The 15,882-nt window shown below is 66.2% G+C and carries 17 protein-coding genes; 8 read left to right on the top strand and 9 right to left on the bottom strand.

The window, feature by feature from the left end; all coding sequences use genetic code 11:
- Nucleotides 1-10: 10 nt before the first annotated feature.
- The 7 genes from WKW82_RS28145 to WKW82_RS28115 are packed head-to-tail and all read right to left on the bottom strand — an operon-like array spanning nt 11 to nt 5,657.
- The gene (locus WKW82_RS28145; RefSeq protein WP_340345905.1) at nt 11-976 is read right to left on the bottom strand and encodes a DMT family transporter; all 966 of its coding nucleotides are present in this window, start codon (nt 974-976) and stop codon (nt 11-13) included.
- Nucleotides 977-1,004: 28 nt separating this feature from the next.
- Nucleotides 1,005-1,412 (bottom strand): DMT family transporter, encoded by a 408-nt coding sequence (locus WKW82_RS28140; protein ID WP_340345904.1) that lies wholly within the window; start codon nt 1,410-1,412, stop codon nt 1,005-1,007.
- Nucleotides 1,394-1,900 (bottom strand): DMT family transporter, encoded by a 507-nt coding sequence (locus WKW82_RS28135; RefSeq protein WP_340345903.1) that lies wholly within the window; start codon nt 1,898-1,900, stop codon nt 1,394-1,396. Before WKW82_RS28135 ends, WKW82_RS28140 begins: the two co-directional genes overlap by 19 nt.
- Before the next feature lie 18 nt (nt 1,901-1,918).
- Nucleotides 1,919-2,689 (bottom strand): tRNA (guanosine(46)-N7)-methyltransferase TrmB, encoded by a 771-nt coding sequence (gene trmB, locus WKW82_RS28130; protein ID WP_340345901.1) that lies wholly within the window; start codon nt 2,687-2,689, stop codon nt 1,919-1,921.
- Nucleotides 2,659-3,552: a tRNA glutamyl-Q(34) synthetase GluQRS gene (gene gluQRS / locus WKW82_RS28125; protein ID WP_340345900.1), complete on the bottom strand. Its 894-nt coding sequence runs from the start codon at nt 3,550-3,552 to the stop codon at nt 2,659-2,661. The genes trmB and gluQRS overlap by 31 nt, the downstream gene beginning before the upstream one ends.
- Before the next feature lie 22 nt (nt 3,553-3,574).
- Entirely contained in the window at nt 3,575-4,645 is a 1,071-nt protein-coding gene (locus WKW82_RS28120) for an NAD(P)/FAD-dependent oxidoreductase (protein WP_340345899.1), read from the bottom strand.
- Nucleotides 4,646-4,703: 58 nt separating this feature from the next.
- Nucleotides 4,704-5,657, bottom strand: coding sequence for a LysR family transcriptional regulator (locus WKW82_RS28115; RefSeq protein ID WP_340345898.1), 954 nt, complete (start codon nt 5,655-5,657; stop codon nt 4,704-4,706).
- 149 nt (nt 5,658-5,806) lie between these two features.
- Between WKW82_RS28115 and WKW82_RS28110 the strand changes: the two genes are divergently transcribed.
- From WKW82_RS28110 to WKW82_RS28095, 4 genes are all read left to right on the top strand, one after another.
- Nucleotides 5,807-6,508, top strand: coding sequence for a pirin family protein (locus WKW82_RS28110; protein ID WP_340345896.1), 702 nt, complete (start codon nt 5,807-5,809; stop codon nt 6,506-6,508).
- A gap of 113 nt (nt 6,509-6,621) precedes the next feature.
- The gene (locus WKW82_RS28105; protein WP_340345895.1) at nt 6,622-7,068 is read left to right on the top strand and encodes a DoxX family protein; all 447 of its coding nucleotides are present in this window, start codon (nt 6,622-6,624) and stop codon (nt 7,066-7,068) included.
- Between the two features lie 184 nt (nt 7,069-7,252).
- The gene (locus WKW82_RS28100; RefSeq protein WP_340345894.1) at nt 7,253-7,816 is read left to right on the top strand and encodes a flavodoxin family protein; all 564 of its coding nucleotides are present in this window, start codon (nt 7,253-7,255) and stop codon (nt 7,814-7,816) included.
- Between the two features lie 54 nt (nt 7,817-7,870).
- On the top strand, nt 7,871-8,788 hold the full coding sequence (locus tag WKW82_RS28095; protein ID WP_340345893.1) for a pirin family protein: 918 nt from the start codon (nt 7,871-7,873) through the stop codon (nt 8,786-8,788).
- Nucleotides 8,789-8,894: 106 nt separating this feature from the next.
- On the opposite strand, the gene WKW82_RS28090 is transcribed toward WKW82_RS28095, so the two are convergent.
- Together WKW82_RS28090 and WKW82_RS28085 are read right to left on the bottom strand one after the other, a co-directional pair.
- Nucleotides 8,895-9,680 (bottom strand): sulfurtransferase, encoded by a 786-nt coding sequence (locus WKW82_RS28090; protein ID WP_340345892.1) that lies wholly within the window; start codon nt 9,678-9,680, stop codon nt 8,895-8,897.
- Between the two features lie 46 nt (nt 9,681-9,726).
- Nucleotides 9,727-10,041 carry a hypothetical protein gene (locus WKW82_RS28085; RefSeq protein ID WP_340345890.1) on the bottom strand — a complete coding sequence of 105 codons (315 nt, stop codon included), beginning with the start codon at nt 10,039-10,041 and terminating at the stop codon, nt 9,727-9,729.
- Nucleotides 10,042-10,160: 119 nt separating this feature from the next.
- On the opposite strand from WKW82_RS28085, the gene dnaE reads away from it, so the two are divergent.
- The 4 genes from dnaE to WKW82_RS28065 all read left to right on the top strand — a co-directional run bounded on the left by dnaE (nt 10,161) and on the right by WKW82_RS28065 (nt 15,834).
- Nucleotides 10,161-13,688: a DNA polymerase III subunit alpha gene (gene dnaE / locus WKW82_RS28080; RefSeq protein WP_340345888.1), complete on the top strand. Its 3,528-nt coding sequence runs from the start codon at nt 10,161-10,163 to the stop codon at nt 13,686-13,688.
- A gap of 334 nt (nt 13,689-14,022) precedes the next feature.
- Nucleotides 14,023-14,340 carry a hypothetical protein gene (locus WKW82_RS28075; protein ID WP_340345886.1) on the top strand — a complete coding sequence of 106 codons (318 nt, stop codon included), beginning with the start codon at nt 14,023-14,025 and terminating at the stop codon, nt 14,338-14,340.
- Nucleotides 14,341-14,357: 17 nt separating this feature from the next.
- Nucleotides 14,358-14,699: a hypothetical protein gene (locus WKW82_RS28070; protein ID WP_340345885.1), complete on the top strand. Its 342-nt coding sequence runs from the start codon at nt 14,358-14,360 to the stop codon at nt 14,697-14,699.
- Nucleotides 14,700-14,835: 136 nt separating this feature from the next.
- Entirely contained in the window at nt 14,836-15,834 is a 999-nt protein-coding gene (locus WKW82_RS28065; RefSeq protein WP_422823611.1) for a TRAP transporter substrate-binding protein, read from the top strand.
- Nucleotides 15,835-15,882 lie beyond the last annotated feature (48 nt).

Below are 15,882 nucleotides of genomic sequence, written 5' to 3'. Positions count from 1 at the left end.
GTCGCGGTGCTCAGGTCGCCGCCGCTTGCTGCCGCGCATCCGCCGCCGGCTCCTTGCTCACCAGCCAGATGCCCCAGCACACCAGCACCAGGGCGACGGCGTTGCGCCATTCCAGGATGCTCTCGTGGAGGAACACCGCGGACAGCACGGCGCCGAACACCGGCACCATGAAGTTGAAGGCGGTGATCATGCTCACGCGGTTGTACTTGAGCAGCAGGCTCCAGATCGAGATGGCCAGCGAGGACAGCACCGCCAGGTAAGCCAGCAGCGCGCTCGACATCGGCGTGAAGCCGGTCAGCGCACCGCCCGTGGCATAGCCGCCGGCCAGCAGCGCGGCCCCGCCGATCACGAGTTGCCAGGCGGTCATGACGATCGGGTCGATGCCCTGCGAGATGCGCTTGCCGTAGATGCTCGCCGCCGCGAGCACCAGCGCCGCGATGATGATGAAGCCCTCGCCGAGCAGCGTGAATTCGAAGGACATGCCGCCCAGGCCGGCACCGACGTTGACCACCATCACGCCGACGAAGCCGACGATGCAGCCCAGCACCTTGTGATAGCTCAGCCGGTCGTTGTGATAGATGAAGTGCGCCAGCAGCACGCTGAAGAAGGTGCCGGTGGCATTCATGATCGAGCTCTTAACACCGGTGGTGTAGGCCAGCCCGATGTAGAAGAAGACGTACTGCAGCGTGGTCTGCGTGATGCCGAGGATGGCGAACTGGCCCAGCGTGCGGCGCGAGAAGCCGCCCACGCGCTTGCCGCTGAGCACGGCGTAGCCCAGCAGAAGGGCACCGGCCAGCACGAAGCGCCAGCCGGCGAACACCAGCTTGGTCGGCACGTCGACCGGCGCGATACCGAACAGCGCGTAGCCGTTCTTGATGGCCGGGAAGGAACTGCCCCACAGCACGCAGCAGAACAGGGCCAGGAGAACCACGACCTTGCGGTTGGTGAGGATGGGGTGATCGGAGCGGGAAGACAAGTTGATTCCAGGAAATTGAGAGGAGGCGTCAGCGTGGTGTGAGCGCAGTTCGGCCGCCGGTGGTGGCGACCCAGATACCCAGCAGCACGGCCAGCAGGCCCGCGATGTGGTTCCAGCCGATGGGTTCGCCCAGCAGGAACGCGCCGAACAGCGCCGCCGTGACCGGGTTCACCGTGACGGAGACAGCCACCCGCGTCGGCGTGGTGCGTTCCAGCGCATAGGCCCAGAGGAAGAAGCCGATCGCGCCGCCGAAGATGCCGAGGTAGACGATCGCCGCCCATTGAACCGATCCGAACTGTGCCACCGAAGCAAAGCCCCCGCGCGATGCCGAGATCAGGGCAAGGCACAGCGCACCCACGGCCATGGCAAAGCTGCTGAAGGCGACCGGTCCGGAGCGCGCGATCAGCGGCCGCGCGCTCACGTTGTAGAGCGCCATGCAGAGCGCGGCGGTGACCTGACCATCAGCAGGTCGCCGCGCCAGGCGCCTTCGGGCGCATGGGCGAGTCCGGCAAGCAGCGCCAACGCGACGCCACCCGTCGCGATCAGCACGCCCGCGGTCTTGCGCCGCGTGAGTCGTTCGACGCGGAACAGGGCGGCGATCAGCATGGTCAGCAGCGGCAGGGTCGACAGCGCCAGCGCGCCGCGCGCTGCGGTCGTGTGGATTAGCGCGGCATTGAACAGCACCGGGAACAAACCGAAGAACAGAAGGCCGAGCGCGGCGGTTGCGGGCCAGTCGCGCACGCCCGGCCAACGCTCGCGCCGCCACAGCGCGATCGGCAACAGCAACACGAAGCCGATGCCGAAGCGAAAGAAGCCCAAGGTCAGCGGATCGGTTGCGCCGGCCAGGTAGCGCGTGGCACCGATCGCCGTGCCGCCGATGCCGCTCGACAGCATGGCGGCCAGTACGCCTGCGGTTTCACCCACGACGGGCGGCCGGCGCGCTCATCCCGAGGACTTCACGAACACCAGGTCCCACACGCCGTGCCCCAGCTTGAGTCCGCGGTTCTCGAACTTGGTGAGCGGCCGGTAGTCGGGCTTGGGTGCGTAGTCGGTCGCGGTGTTGCGCAGCAGGGGCTCGGCCGAGAGCACTTCGAGCATCTGTTCCGCATAGGGCTGCCAGTCGGTCGCGCAATGCAGGTAGCCGCCGAGCGCCAGGTGCTCGGCCAGCTTGCGCACGAAGGGCGTTTGCAGCAGGCGGCGCTTGTTGTGCCGCTTTTTGTGCCAGGGGTCGGGGAAGAACACATGCACGCCGGCCAGCGAGCCGGGCGGAATCATGTGGTCGAGCACGTCGACCGCGTCATGGGCGACGATGCGGATGTTGCCGATGCCCTGTTCGCCGCAGCGCTTGAGCAGCTTGCCGACGCCGGGCTCGTGCACTTCGCAGGCCAGGAAGTTCGTCTCGGGCAGCACCGTGGCGATGTGCGCCGTGGCCTCGCCCATGCCGAAGCCGATCTCCAGCACCGTGGGTGCGTGGCGGCCGAAGGCGGCGTCGAAGTCGAGCGGCGCTTCGCGGTAGGGCAGGAGGAACTGGGGCCCGAAGTCTTCATAGGCCTTGGCCTGGCCTTCGGTGGTGCGGCCGCCGCGCTTGACGAAGCTCTTGAGTCGGCGGTGCAAGGGATGCGGCTTGTCGTCTTCGCCGGGCGTGGCGGGCGGGAGGTCTTGGGGGGTGGAAGGGGCTTGGCTCACGGGGCCGGATTGTAGAGATCGCGCCATGCGGGCACCCAGGCGGCCAGCGCCTCGGAGATGGTGACGGCGTTGCTGGCGGGCAGGCCGAGCGCGAACGCGGCGGCGTTGAGCGCGGCCAATGCCGCACCCGGTGTGCCGGTGTCCAGGGGTTCGGCGCCGTTCTGCTTCGACAGCTTCTGTCCGTCGGCCGCCAGCACCAGCGGCGTGTGCAGGTAGCTGGGCGTCGGCAGGCCGAGGGCGCGCTGCAGCTGGACCTGGCGGGCCGTGTTGTCGGCCAGGTCTTCACCGCGCACGATGTCTGTGACGGCCTGGTCCGCATCGTCGACCACCACGGCGAGCTGGTAGGCCCAGGGGCCGTCGGCACGCTTGAGGATGAAATCGCCGACCTCGGTGGCCACGTCCTGATGTTGCTCGCCGAGTCGGCGGTCGGCCCAGCGCACATCACCCGTTGGCACGCGGAACCGCCAGGCGCGTGCGGGTTTGCCATGCAACCCGTTCCGGCAGGTGCCGGGATAGACGCGCTCGCCGTGCCGCTCGTGCGTGAGGCCGAGCCGCTTCAGCGCATGCTCGATGTCCTTGCGCGAGCAGGCACAGGGATAGGCATGACCATGTGATTGCAACTTGTCCAGCGCCTCCTGATACAGCGCAACGCGTTGCGTCTGCCACACCGGCGGCGCATCCGGCACCAGGCCGCAGGCCGCAAGTTGCTGGAGGATCGTGTCGCCCATGCCGGGCAGGCAGCGTTCGGTGTCGGCGTCCTCAATGCGCACCAGCCACTTCGCCTGCGGGCCACGCGCGCGCACGTCGAGCCAGCTTGCCAGCGCGGCCACCAGCGAGCCTGCGTGCAGCGGGCCGGTAGGCGAGGGGGCGAATCGACCGGTCGGACGCATCCCGTGTCGACGGGCGCTGGCGCTAGATCACATCGAGGGCCAGCGAGAGGCCCGAAAGAAAGCCGTCCTCGACCCGATGCCCCGTGCACCAGTCGCCGGCCAGGCCGATCTGCGACTTGTCGTCCCAGTAGTGGGATTGCCCTGCCGGTACCAGCGTCTGCGCTTCGGGCCAGCAACGGGCCTGCGCGTAGCTCGGCGTGGCCAGGATGCCGGTGATCTCGGAGAAGGCGCGCAGCAGCTTCGCTTCCACGCGCTGCGCATCGTCGCGGATGTGTTCCTGCGACCAGGCGGGGCTGGCCTGCAGCGTCCAGCGCTCGATCGGGTCGCGGCCGGGCTTGGACGATTCGCGCGCCAGCCAGGCCACCCGGTGGTGGTTGCTGCGCGCGGCATTCCATTGGGGCCCGAGGTGCGACATGGTCGGCTGGTTGGCCTGCGGGAAGGCGATCATCAGCGTCCAGCAGGGCGCGATGCGCACATGCTCGATCTTCTTGCCCAGTGCTTCGGGCACCCTGCTGTTGGCCAGCAGCGTGCGCGCCAGGCCTGCCGGCACGGTGACCAGCACGCTGTCGAAATCGGAGTACACATGGGAGCTGTCGCCCGCGCCCGCGGTGCGGAGTTGCCAACGTGCGGGGTTGAGCGCATCGGGCTCGATGGCGGTCACTTCGGTGTCGGTCACCACCTCGTCGCCGAGCGGCTGCGCCCAGCGGGCCACCAAGGCGTCCATGCCCGGTTGCGCGACCCAGTGCGGCTCCCGCGAGGGCAATGCGGCTTCGGCCACGCGGCCATGCGCATCGAGCACGCGGATGAGGTTGGCGCTCCACGGCTTGCACAACGGATGCACCGTTTGCAGTGCCTGTGCGAAGCGGTCGTCACGGATGGTGAAGTACTGCGCGCCGCTGTCGAAGCGGCCGAACTGCGTGACCTCGCTGGCCATGCGGCCCCCTGCGCCGGCATTGCGTTCGAACACCGTCACGCGGTGGCCGGCCTGGACCAGCGTGCGGGCGGCGGTGATGCCCGCGATGCCCGCGCCGACGATGGCGAAATGCTTGGCAGCGGAGGGTCGATGGCGGTCGGCGGGAGGGCGTACTTTCATGACGAGTCTCTTTCTTTGGCGACGTGTTCGGGCAGGTTGACTCTACCTCGGGCGGCGCTCATCTTCCCCTGTGGCGTTCCAGCAATGCGCGGCGTGTACCTTCGTGTTCAAACTGCGCAAGCCACCATTCCAAGGCGCGGCCGGGCTTGCCCGCGGAGGGCGCGCGCCATGCGACGTGCATCTGGCCGACCGGCATCACGCGCTCGGTCTGGCACTCGACCAGGTGGCCCGCCTCGATGAAGGGACGGGCCATCGGCTCGGGCAGGAAGCCGCCGCCCAGGCCGTGCAATTGCGCCGACAGCTTGGTGTGCATCGTGGGCACGGTGAGCCGGTCCTGCCCACCGGCGAGGTTGACCGTCATGCTCGGCCCCGAGCGCGACGAGTCCGCCACCGCGACCGCACGATGCTGTCGCATGACCGCGTCGCTGAGTGGCCCGGCCACGCGTGCAAGCGGATGGTGCGGCGCGACCGCGAAGACGAAGCGCAACTCACCGAGCGGCCGTGTGCGGATGCCGGTCGCGGTAAAGGCCAGGCTCGACGCATCGAGCACGGTGCCGATCGCCAGGTCCGCCTCGCCGACGCTGAGTGCCTCGATGGTGCCGAGCAGGGTCTCGTTGCGCAGCTTCAAGCGCGTCGGCGGTTCGAGCGCGTAGAAGGCGCCGACCAGGTCCAGCACCGGGTCGCGCGCGATCACACTGTCGAGCGCGATGGTCAGCTGCGGCTCCCAGCCCGTAGCAACGCGTTTCACGCGATTGGCCACCGCGTCGATGTCGGCCAGCAGCCGATCGGTCTCGCGCAGCAACTCGGCGCCGGCCTCGGTCAAGCGCGCCTGGCGGGCGCTGCGGTCGAACAGCAGCACGTCGAGGGCGTCCTCGATCTGGCGCACTCGGTAGCTGAGCGCACTCGGCACCAGGTTCAGCGTTCGAGCCGCGCCAGCGAAACTTCCGGTGCTGGCCACGGTTTGCAACATGGCAAGGGCATCAGGGGTCAGGACTTCGCGGGCAGAGGGCATTTGGGGTCTTGATCGTTCAAATTATTTGAATGGTGCCATCAAAACCTTGCGCTGGTGAGCAGGAATACACGGCCTAAAGTTCTTCACATCCGCTGCGCATACGGCGCGGCATTCGAAGAGAGGCCCGACTGGGCCTCAGGAGTTCAACGATGTTGCAAGTTCGTAAGTCACAGGATCGCGGTTATGCCGACCATGGCTGGCTGCGTTCCTTTCACAGTTTTTCATTTGCTGGCTACTACGACCCGGCCCACATGGGCTTCGGCAATCTGCGCGTGATCAACGAAGACCGCGTGGCGGCGGGCGCCGGCTTCGGCACCCACGGCCACAAGGACATGGAAATCATCAGCTACGTGCTGTCGGGCGAACTGGCCCACAAGGACAGCATGGGCAACGTGAAGTCCATTCCGCCCGGTGACGTGCAGCTCATGAGCGCGGGGCGTGGCGTGCAGCACAGCGAGTTCAACCACAAGAAGGACGAGACGACCCACTTCCTCCAGATCTGGATCGAGCCCAATGTGCGCGGCATCGCGCCCGACTATGAGCAGAAGAATTTCGACGTGGCCGAGAAGCGCGGCAAGCTGCGCCTGGTTGCATCGCCCGATGGCGCTGACGGCTCCGTCAAGGTGAATGCCGACGCGAAGCTGTTCGCCGGCCTCATCGACGGCGACGAGCAAGCCACGCTGGCGCTGGACCCGAAGCGCAAGAACTACGTGCATTTGGTGCGCGGCGAGCTCGAGGTGAACGGCCAGAAGCTGGGCACCGGCGACGCCGCCATGCTGGAAGGCGAGTCGAAGCTCACGCTCTCCGGCGGCAAGGACGCGGAAGTCCTGGTGTTCGACCTGAATCCGTAAATCGTTCGCGGGCGCCGCGCATGTCGCGGCGCCTTTTTCCTTTCACGGCCGCGGGCCGGACACCCGGTTCCGCAGCAGTCACCCGTTTGTTTTTCTCAACCTAGGAGTCAGTCATGGCCTCAACCACCTCTACCTCGTCGTTTTCCTCGGGCGTCTCGACCAACTCGTTGCAAGACATCACGGCCCTCATCGGCCGCATCCTGATCGCCTACCTGTTCATCCCGGCGGGCATCGGCAAGCTCACGAACTTCTCGGGCACCGTCGGCTATGTCGCATCGTCCGGCTTGCCGTTGCCGGAAGTCGGCGCGGCCATCGCGATCTTCGTGGAAGTGGGCCTCGGCATCGCGCTGCTGCTCGGCTTCAAGACGCGCATCACCGCCTTTGCCATGGCCCTGTTCACCGTGGCCGCGGCGCTGTTCTTCCACAAGTACTGGTCGGCGCCTGACGCGATGAAGATGATGCAGACGATCAACTTCAACAAGAACATGGCCATCGCGGGCGGCCTCATCACGCTCGCCGGTTTCGGTGCAGGTCGGTTGAGCATCGACGGCAAGCGCTAAGCGCCGGTCGGCCAGGGCGCTTGCACTGCGGAGGCGGTGCGGCCATCCAGTGCAACCGTCCTATGCCGAGGGCGTCGTCTTCGGATTGAACGCGTCGGCACGGCAAAATCGCCGGGCACCGTACGGCGACAAAAGAGGCGATCGTCATGCGGTCGCCTCTTTTCTTTTACCCCCGAGGATCTTCATGGCCGACATCGTCGTCGTTTTTCATTCGGGCTACGGCCACACCCAGCGCGTCGCGCAGGCCGTGGCGGACGGCGCCCAGGCCGTGCTGCTGCAGATCGATGGCGACGGCAAGCTGCCGGCCGACGCCTGGGAAATGCTGGCCGCGGCGGACGCCATCATCTTCGGCGCGCCCACCTACATGGGCGGCGCGAGCTGGCAGTTCAAGCGCTTTGCCGATGCGTCTTCGAAGGTCTGGTTCGCCGAGGGCTGGCGGGACAAGCTCTTCGCGGGCTTCACCAACAGCGCGGCCATGAACGGCGACAAGTACGCGACCCTCACCTACCTGTGGACCCTCGCGATGCAGCACCACGGGATGTGGATCAGCCAGGGCCTCATGCCCAGCAACAACAAGGCCGCGACGCGCGAATCGCTCAACTACGTCGGCGGCTACGGCGGCCTGATGACCACCTCGCCGACCGATGCGAGTCCGGGCGAGATGTCGAAGGGGGACCTGGAGACGGCGCGCGCATTCGGCGAAAGGGTGGCGGCCATCGCAACACGCTGGGCATCGTCGAAAGCCTGAACCGGGCGCGGGGCGCGCGTGCATCCGATGCCCGTTTCCAGCATGATCGCGGCCATGAATCCAGACACGCTCCTGCTACTCCAACCCGCCGACAAGGACCTCGGCGGCGGCTTCAAGGTCCGGCGACTGCTGCCCGCCGCGAAGCGCCGATCGGTCGGGCCTTTTGTCTTCTTCGACCACTTCGGCCCCGCCACCGAGCAGCCCGGGAACGCGCACGACGTTCGACCGCACCCGCACATCGGCCTGGCCACCGTCACCTACCTTTTCGACGGCGCGATGATGCACCGCGACAGCATCGGCAGCGCGCAGGAAATCCTGCCCGGCGCCATCAACTGGATGACCGCGGGCCGTGGCATCGTGCACTCCGAACGCAAGCCCGAGCGGCTGCTCGATGCGACCTACGTGAACCACGGCCTGCAACTCTGGGCCGCGCTGCCGCAGGCCTTCGAGGAAACGGATCCGAGCTTCGAGCACACGGCCGCATCGGATATTCCGGAGGCGGTAGTACAGGGTGTTCCGGTTCGGGTGCTGATCGGTACGGGCTTCGGCCTCACCTCGCCGGTGAAGACCTTCGCGCCGACGCTTTACCTCGACATTGCACTGCCCGCTGGCGCACGCTTCGAACTGCCTGCGCTGGCGCAGGAGATGGCGATCTACGTGGTGGAAGGGGAGCTCATGCTCGACGGTGCCGCGGCGCCCGCGCACACCATGGCCGTGCTGTCCGACAACACCGGCGCGGCGCTGCAGGCGCAAGCAGCAGTACGCCTGGTCGTGATCGGCGGCGACGCCCTCGACGGCCCGCGCTTCATCACCTGGAACTTTGTCTCCAGCCGCCGCGAGCGCATCCTCGAAGCCGGCGCCGACTGGAAGGCGCAGCGCATGGGCCACGTCCCCGGCGAAACGGAATTCATCCCGCTGCCGGAACACCCCTTCGGCAACCCGCCGCCCGACGTCAAGACCACCCCGGTGTAACTCCCTCTCCCGCAAACGGGAGAGGGCTGGGGTGAGGGTGAAGCTCGGCGTGCGGGTTCCCTGTCTCACTCCCTCGCCGCTCTGGGGAGAGGGCCGGGGTGAGGGGCTACCGCTTCACCGCGATGTCCGGATCCTCCGCCGCCCGCGCACTCGCCGCATGCCCACTGGCCGCCAGGTTTGCATCCAACGTCCGCCGCCCATCGAACACGAAGCACTCGCCGCGATAGTGGGCCCCGCCCACTTCCTCAAAGTACTTGAGGATCCCGCCTTCAAGCTGCAGCACATCGGGCAGCCCGGCCTCATGCATCAGGATCGCCGCTTTCTCGCAGCGAATCCCTCCGGTGCAGAAGCTCACGACGGTCTTGCCGAGCAACTCGTCGCGATGGTCGAGCATGGCCTGCGGGAACTCGGTGAACTTCTCGATGCGCCAGTCGATTGCGCCCTCGAAAGTCCCATGGTCCACCTCGAAGGCATTGCGTGTGTCGAGCAGCACCACCGGCTTGCCCGCATCGTCATGCCCCTGGTCCAGCCAGCGCTTGAGCGTCTGCGCCTCCACGCCCGGCGCACGTCCGGCCGCGGGCTGGATCGCCGGATGGTCCATGCGGATGATCTCGCGCTTGAGCTTGACCAGCATGCGCCGGAAGGGCTGTGTGGCGGACCAGCTTTCCTTGGTCTCGAGATCGGCAAAGCGCGGGTCGGCATGCAGCGTCGCGACGAATTTGCGCACCGCGTCAGCCGAGCCGGCCAGGAAGAGGTTGATGCCTTCGGGCGCCAGCAGGATGGTGCCCATCAGGCCGAGCGCCCGGGACTGGGAGAGCAGGCGCTCGCGCAGTTCGTGCCCGTCGTCGATGCCGACGAACTTGTAGGCGGCTATGTTCAGGATGTCATTCACGGGGCGGGATTTTAGGCGGGCACCCTGTGGACCCTGCGGACTCGGGCTACTGCATCACCAGCCGCTGGATCGCCTTCCCATGCGTGTAGTAGATGAACTGCATGCACGCAGCAACCATGAACCCGCCGACCACTCCGCCCCCCACGGCAAGCCAGGTGCGATCCAGGTTCGCCTGTCCCCACGCAACGCCCAGCCAAAGCAAGGGCAGCGACAACAGCAGCGCCAGCAGCGGCGGCCCCCAGACTGCGCGCTCTCGCGCAGCTTGCCGCGCGAGCGGAAGGCGCTGGCCCTCAGGCACCCGTTTGAGCACCGGATAACGCTGGACGAGGCGGGCTTCGCGCGCCGAGATGGAAATGGCCATGAAACGTGTCTCCCTGAAATTTTTGGCAAGTATCGTCAATAAGCGCAGCGGCCTCGGGGACAACCCTCCCGCCGAAAGCGAATGCACCTTGTGAAAGGCGCGCTTCCTACAATGTGACCATGTTTGTTCACCTGCGCCTGCACACCGAATTTTCCGTCGTCGACGGCACCAATCGCATCGACGAAGTTGTCAAGGCTGCGGCCAAGGACAAGCAACCCGCGCTGGCCATCACGGACCTGAGCAATCTCTTCGGCGCGATCAAGTTCTACAAGGAAGCGCGCGGCAAGGGTGTCAAGCCCGTGCTCGGCGCGGAAGTCTTCGTCGAGGGCCTGGGCCACGAACCGGGTGCTCTCACGCGCATGGTCCTGCTGGTGCAGGACATGCAGGGCTACCTGAACCTGTCCGAACTGCTGGCCCGTGCCTGGACGCAGAACGTCGGTCGCGGCCAGTCGCAGGCGGCCTGCAAGGTGGCGTGGCTCGAAGAACTCAACGGCGGGCTCCTCCTGCTCTCCGGCGCACAAGCCGGCCCGCTCGGCCACCCGTTGCTGCAAGGCGGCGCCCACGGCGATTCACGCGCCGCGGAGGTCGCGCTGCAACTCGCGGGCATCTTCCCGCATCGCTTCTACATCGAGCTGCAACGCGCCGGCCGTCCGGAAGACGAGCCGCATGTGATCGCGGCCGTGCAACTTGCCGCGCGCCTGCAATTGCCGGTGGTTGCCACGCACCCCGTGCAGTTCGCCGCGCCGGAGGATTTCGAAGCCCACGAAGCCCGCGTCTGCATCTCCGAAGGCGAGATCCTCGGCAACCAGCGCCGTGTCCGGAAGTTCACACCCGACCAGTACTTCAAGTCCGCGGAAGAGATGAAGGCGCTGTTCGCCGATGTGCCCAGCGCCATCGCCAACACCGTCGAGATCGCCAAGCGCTGCAACCTCACGCTGGTGCTCGGAAAGCCGCAGTTGCCGGACTTCCCCACGCCGCTCATCGACGGCGTGCCGATGCCGATCAACGACTTCTTCCGACAGGAATCCTTCGAAGGCCTGGAGGTCCGTCTCGCGCATCTGTTCCCTGACGTGGCCAAGCGCGATGCGCAGCGCCCGCGCTATGTCGAACGCCTCGAGTTCGAGATCAACACGATCCTGAAGATGGGCTTCCCCGGCTACTTCCTGATCGTGGGCGACTTCATCAAGTGGGCCAAGAACAATGGCTGTCCGGTCGGTCCGGGCCGGGGTTCGGGCGCGGGCTCGCTGGTGGCCTATGCGCTGAAGATCACCGACCTGGATCCGCTCGAATACAACCTGCTGTTCGAACGTTTCCTGAACCCCGAGCGCGTCTCGATGCCCGACTTCGACATCGACTTCTGCCAAGGGAATCGCGACCGCGTCATCGACTACGTGAAGGACAAGTACGGCCGCAATGCCGTGAGCCAGATCGCCACCTTCGGAACGATGGCCGCGCGGGCCGCGATCCGCGACGTGGGCCGCGTGCTCGACATGAGCTACATGTTCTGCGACGGCATCAGCAAGCTGATCCCGAACAAGCCGGGCATGTCGTACACGCTGCAATACCCGCCGGTGCCCAAGGTCGACGGCGACAAGAACAACTACGCCATCGAGATGGAGCCGCAACTCGCGGCCCGCATCGAGAAGGAAGAAGAAGTGAAGATGCTGGTCGAGCTCGCGCAGAAGCTCGAAGGCATGACCCGCAACATCGGCATGCACGCAGGCGGCGTGCTGATCGCGCCGGGCAAGCTCACCGACTTCTGCCCGCTCTACCAGCAACCCGGCAGCGACTCGGCCGTGAGCCAGTACGACAAGGACGACGTCGAAGCCATCGGCCTCGTCAAGTTCGACTTCTTGGGCCTCGCGACGTTGACGATCCTGGAGATTGCCAAGGACTTCATCGTGGCCCGTCACAAGGGCCAGGAGAACTTCGCGTTCGAGAACATCCCGTTGAACGACGGGCCCACCTACAAGCTCTTCTCCGACGGCCTGACCGAGGCAGTGTTCCAGTTCGAATCGCGCGGCATGCAGGGCATGTTGAAGGACGCGCGGCCGACGCGGCTGGAAGACCTCATCGCACTCAATGCCCTGTACCGCCCGGGCCCGATGGACCTGATCCCCAGCTTCGTCGCGCGCAAGCACGGCCGCGAGCCGGTCGAGTATCCGCATCCGGCCGTTGGCACGATGCTGTCCGAGACCTACGGGATCATGGTCTACCAGGAACAGGTGATGCAGACCGCGCAGATCCTGGGCGGCTACTCGCTCGGTGGCGCCGACTTGCTGCGCCGTGCGATGGGCAAGAAGAAGCTCGAGGAGATGGCCGAGCACCGCGAGAAGTTCCGTGCGGGCGCGCTCGCGACACACGGCATCGTGCAGGAAAAAGCCGACGAAATCTTCGACTTGATGGAGAAGTTCGCCGGCTACGGCTTCAACAAGTCGCACGCCGCTGCCTACTCGCTGCTCGCGTACCACACCGGCTGGCTCAAGGTTCATTACTGCGCCGAGTTCTTCTGCGCCAACATGACCGTGGAAATGGACGACACCGACAAGCTCAAGGTGCTGTACCAGGATGCGATCAAGAACTTCGGCCTGACCTTCGAGCCGCCGGATGTGAACCGCGGTCGCTACCGCTTCGAGCCGGTGACCGACAAGGTCATCCGCTACGGGCTCGGCGCCGTCAAGGGCACGGGCCAGCATGCGATCGACGCCATCGCGGTGGCGCGCGAGGAGGGCGGTCCGTTCAAGAGCCTGTTCGACTTCTGCGTGCGCGTGGACCGCACCCGCATCAACAAGCGCACGGTGGAAGCGCTGATCAAGGCCGGCGCATTCGACCTGATCCAGCAGAACCGCGCATCGCTGGTCGCGTCGATCGACCGCGCCTACGAATTCGCCAACGCCACCGCCGCCAACGCCGCCCAGGTCGACATCTTCGGCGACAGCGAGCACGGCTCGGCCACGGCGGAGCCCGACCTGATCGCGGCCACCCCGTGGGGCGTGAAGGAGCGGCTGACCTACGAGAAGACCGCCATCGGCTTCTACCTGTCGGGCCACTTGTTCGACGAGGTCGAGCACGAGGTGCGCCGCTTCTGCAAGCGAGAGATCACCGACCTGATGGACTCGCGCGACCAGCAGGTCATCGCCGGCATCGTGAGCGACCTGCGCATCATCAACGGACAACGCGGCCGGCTGATCCTGTTCAAGCTCGACGACAAGAGCGACGCCATCGACGCCACCTGCGACGAAGCCACCTACAACGCGAACCGCAATGTGCTGAAGGACGACGAGTTCGTCGTGGTGAGCGGCGTGCTGCAACCGGGGCGCGGCGGCTTCGAGGCGCGCTTCAAGGTCTCGCAGGTGTACGACCTGGCCGCGGCACGCTGCCGCTTCGGCAAGTTCCTGCGCGTCACGGTGAATGGCAAGGCGCCGGACATCGCCCGCATCGCAAAGGACTTCCCGCCGCGCAAACTGGAGAACAGCGAGCCGGGCGAGCCGCGCATCGGCTTGCCGGTGCGCCTGTCGCTGGCGCGCGCGGGGGCGAAGGTGGAATTGCAGCTGGGCGAGGCTGCGCGCTTCTTCCCGGAAGATGCGGCGCTGGCCAGTTGGACGGCGCAAGCGGAGGAGGGGAAAGCGGTGGTCGTGTACGACTGACTGAGGTCGTCGCACACACTCGCTACGCCGTCCGTCCGATGGCGATTCCAATTGGCCGCAGGAACCTCGCGATGCAGGTTCCTGCGGCCAATTTGCATTGAGCGCAAAAGGGCGCACGCCGACCCAGGCGCCCCTTCATCCTCAGTAGTTTCCCGCAGCCCTTTCGCTTCCGCGGAATGGCTGATATCTCCGTTTGATGCTTCCTCGCGCGGCAAGCCGTTTCTAAGCTTGGGCCGTCAGCTTCGAATAGGTCGAAGTTGCAGTGACAAGGCGGAATCCAGGCCAGCGCATCGCACCCGGTCCGGCCGCCAACAACCTGAATGCGAGGACAGCAATGCCGATGTTTCTGAACGAGGTATGGCTCGGCGACATGACCCCCTCGGTCATCGCCGAAGCCGTGGAGTTTTTTGGCAACCTGAGCGTCGGCTCCAAGCCCGACAACCTGCCCAACGACCTGCGCATGCTCGCCGGGCCGTGGCTGTCGGCGGAAGAGTCGAAGGTGATGTTCATCTTCGAGATCAACGACCCGTCCGACATGTTCGATGCCTATGCGGAGCGGATGGTCAGCGGACTTTTCTCGCGCCGCAAGCTCACGCTGCTGTCCGGCTGGGAAGGCATGAAAGCCTACTCCGACCGCATCAACGCCCACTGACCCACCAAGGAACCGCAATGCCAGTTTTTTTCAATGAAGTGTGGCTGAAGGACATGAGCGCCCCGGTCATGAAGGGTGTGACCGACTTCCTCGGCAAGCTGCGTGAAGGCGTCAAGCCGCACAACCTGCCCGAGGACCTGAAGCTGCTCGCAGGCCCCTGGCTCTCGAACGAAGAGGCAAAGGTCTATTTCGTCTTCGAGATCGACGACCCGACGAAGACCTACGAAGCGTTTGCGGAACGCGTGGCCGACGGGCTGTTCCTGCGCCGCAAGCTCACGCTGGTGCAGGACTGGGCCGGCGCCCGGTCCTTCTCGGCGTACCTCAACCGCAAGCAGGACGCAGTCGAAATCGCGAGCTGACGCCTTCCATAAAACCGACGGAGACAACACCGTGACTCAAGAAAATATTCCCTCATCGTCCCTGGCTGCGGCCGGACACGAAGCGTCGCAGTCCGGCGCACTCCCGTCGCGTTCAAGGCGCCAGGCGTTCAAGCAGATCGCTGCGCTGGGTTCGGCCGTGCTGGCGCCGTCGCTGCTGCTGCGGCCGTCGTCGGCCTATGCCGCGGGCGCCGAGTTCTCGTACAAGCTCGGCATCGCCCTACAACCCTCGCATCCGACCACCGCCGGATTGCAGGAAGCCTGCGCCACGATCCTGCGCGAATCCAAGGGCCGCCTGGCGATCGAGGTCTTCCCCAACAGCCAGCTCGGCAGCGACACCGACATGATTTCGCAGGTCCGCTCGGGCGCCATCGACTTCGTGAGCACGGCCGGCCTGATCTGGGGCACGCTGATCCCGGTCGCGTCGATCAGCGGCGTGGGCTTTGCCTTCCCCGACTACGACGCGGTCTTCAATGCCATGGACGGCGAGCTGGGCGCACACATCCGCGGCGGTTTCGCCAAGGCCGGCCTGCTGCCGCAGACCAAGATCTGGGACCACGGCTTCCGCCAGGTCACCAGCAGCAACCGGCAGATCAAGGCGCCGCAGGACCTCTCGGGTTTCAAGCTGCGCGTGCCGCTCAGCCCGGCGCTGACCTCGCTGTTCAAGGCCTTCGGCGCCGCGCCGGCCGGCATCAATATGGCGGAGGTCTACACCTCGCTGCAGACCAAGATCGTCGACGGCCAGGAGAACCCCCTGACCATCATCGAGACGGCGAAGCTCTACGAAGTGCAGAAGTTCTGCTCCATGACCTCGCACGTCTGGGACGGCTTCTGGCTCGTCGCCAACCTGCGCAAGTGGAATGCGCTGCCCGAGGACCTGCGGCAACTCGCCTCCACCACCTTCGATGCCCAGGCGCTGCGCCAGCGCCAGGCCGTGCGGGCGCTGAACACCCGACTGGCCGACGAGTTGAAGGGCAAGGGCATGACCTTCAACACGCCGGAGCTCGCACCGTTCCGCCAGGAGCTGCGCAAGTCCGGCTTCTATGCCGACTGGAAGAAGAAGTTCGGCCCCGAGGCCTGGGCCATTCTCGAGAAGTACTCGGGCACCCTGGCCTGATGTTCCCCGAACCCGCCTGTCGACGCGCTGCCCCGCGCACCACGTCGG

Source organism: Variovorax rhizosphaerae, from assembly GCF_037889975.1.
In the GTDB taxonomy this organism is placed as follows: Bacteria; Pseudomonadota; Gammaproteobacteria; order Burkholderiales; family Burkholderiaceae_C; genus Variovorax; species Variovorax rhizosphaerae.
The sequence above is the reverse complement of the archived record's forward strand: the minus strand, read 5'-3'. Positions and strand labels throughout refer to the sequence as shown.